This window comes from Dyella sp. 01N36 (assembly GCF_056399745.1).
In genome coordinates this window covers 1-2,314 of record NZ_JBFTRY010000321.1, presented here as the reverse complement: position 1 = coordinate 2,314, position 2,314 = coordinate 1, and the positions used below count along the sequence as shown (strand labels likewise).

General features: G+C 65.1%; 2 protein-coding genes. Both read left to right on the top strand.

Annotation, left to right across the window (positions count from 1 at the left end; translation table 11 throughout):
• Positions 1 to 960 (top strand): potassium-transporting ATPase subunit KdpA (gene kdpA, locus AC1DMG_RS21650; protein ID WP_477181103.1); only part of this gene is annotated, 960 nt, incomplete at its 5' end.
• 24 nt (positions 961 to 984) lie between these two features.
• On the top strand, positions 985 to 2,314 hold a 1,330-nt coding region (kdpB, locus tag AC1DMG_RS21645; RefSeq protein WP_477181102.1), incomplete at its 3' end, for a potassium-transporting ATPase subunit KdpB.

The window sequence follows — 2,314 nt, the reverse complement described above, 5'->3', positions numbered from 1 at the left end:
CCTTTCAGCAACTTCATCGAGATGCTGGCGATCTTTCTGATTCCGGGCGGTCTTTGCTACACCTTCGGCAGCATGGTGGGCGATCGCCGCCAGGGCTGGGCGATCCTCGCCACCATGCTGCTTATTTTTGTCCCGCTCTGCTTTGGCGCCATCGCCGCCGAACAGGCCGGCAATCCTGCGCTGCACGGCCTGGCCGTGGATCAGCAAGCCTCCGCGCTGCAGGCGGGCGGCAATATGGAAGGCAAGGAAACGCGCTTCGGCATCGCCGCCAGCGGCCTGTTCGCCACCATCACCACGGCAGCCTCTTGCGGCGCTGTCAATGCCATGCAYGACTCSYTCACCSCSMTSGGCGGCCTGGTGCCGATGTGGCTGATGCAGCTGGGTGAAGTGATCTTCGGCGGTGTGGGCTCGGGTCTCTACGGCATGCTCGCGTTCGCCGTCGTCGCGGTGTTCATTGCCGGACTCATGGTAGGTCGCACGCCGGAATACCTCGGCAAGAAGATCGAAGCGCACGAAATGAAGATGGCCAGTCTCGCCGTGCTGGTGCCTTGCGCCCTGGTGGTGATCTGCACGGCCATTGCGGTGATGACGCCAGCTGGCGTGGCCGGTGTGTCCAATCCGGGTGCGCACGGTTTCAGCGAAGTGCTGTACGCCGTGTCGTCGGCAGCGAACAACAACGGCAGTGCGTTCGGTGGACTTTCCGCCAACACCCCGTTCTGGAACGTGCTGCTGGGCGTGTGCATGTATCTGTCGCGCTTCCTGCTCGCCATCGCCATGCTCGCCATGGCCGGCTCGCTCGCCGCCAAGCGCCACGTGCCGCCCTCGGCGGGCACGTTGCCCACGCATACGCCGCTGTTCGTCACCTTGCTTGCCTGCGTCGTGGTGGTGGTGGGCGCGCTCACCTTCCTGCCTGCGCTTGCGCTTGGTCCGATCGCCGAATTCCTGATGTCGGTGCGCTGATCAGCGCCCGAAGGAAGCATATCCATGACAACGACTCATACCCCTGTCCACGGCGTTCGCAGCTTCGATCGCGACCTGATCCTCAAGGCGATCGCCGATTCGTTCCGCAAGCTCTCGCCGAAGCAGCAGTTCCGCAACCCGGTGATGTTCGTGGTGTTCGTGTGCAGCGTGTTGACCACCTTGCTGTGGGTGCAGGCGCTGACCGGCCACGGCGAAGCGCCGACCGGTTTCATCTTCTGGGTGACCATCTGGTTGTGGTTCACGCTGTTGTTCGCGAATTTCGCCGAGGCCTTGGCCGAAGGTCGCGGCAAGGCGCAGGCCGCTGCGCTGCGTGGCTCGCGCAAGGACGTGGTGGCCAAGCGCCTGTCGGCGCCTTACAAGGACGCGCCGATCACCTATACGCCGTCGACCGAATTGCGCGTGGGTCACCACGTGCTGGTGGAAGCGGGTGAACAGATGCCGGGCGATGGCGAAGTGGTGGTCGGCGCGGCAAGCGTTGATGAGAGCGCCATCACGGGCGAATCCGCGCCGGTGATCCGCGAGTCCGGCGGCGATCGCAGCGCCGTCACCGGTGGTACGCGAGTGCTGTCCGACTGGCTGGTGGTGCGCATCACCAGCAACCCGGGCGAGAGCTTTCTGGACCGCATGATCGCGATGGTGGAGGGCGCCTCGCGTCGCAAGACGCCGAACGAGATCGCGCTTACCATCCTGCTGGCCAAGTTCACACTGATCTTCCTGCTCGCCTGCGCCACGCTGCTGCCGTATTCGATCTACAGCGTGCAGGCGGCCGGCGCGGGCAACCCCATCACGCTGACCGTGCTGGTGGCGCTGCTGGTGTGCCTGATTCCGACCACGATTGGTGCACTGCTGTCGGCGATCGGCATCGCAGGCATGGATCGCATGATCCGCGCCAACGTGATCGCCACCTCGGGTCGTGCGGTGGAAGCGGCCGGCGATGTGGATGTGCTGCTGCTCGACAAGACCGGCACGATCACGTTGGGCAATCGCCAGGCCGTGGCTTTCCTGCCGGCGCCGGGCGTCGATGAACATACCCTCGCCGACGCTGCGCAACTGGCCTCGCTGGCCGACGAAACGCCGGAAGGCCGCAGCGTCGTGGTATTGGCGAAGGAACGCTTCGGCATCCGCGAGCGCCAGTTGGAAGAAGGTCACGCCGAGTTCGTGCCATTCACTGCGCAGACCCGCATGAGCGGCGTCAATCTCGGCAATCGCCAGATCCGCAAGGGCGCGCTGGATGCGGTGGAACGCTACCTGGAATCCAACGGCAGCCACTTGCCGCCGCTGGTCAAGCGCATGGCCGAGGACATCGCCCGCCGCGGCGCCACGCCCCTGATCG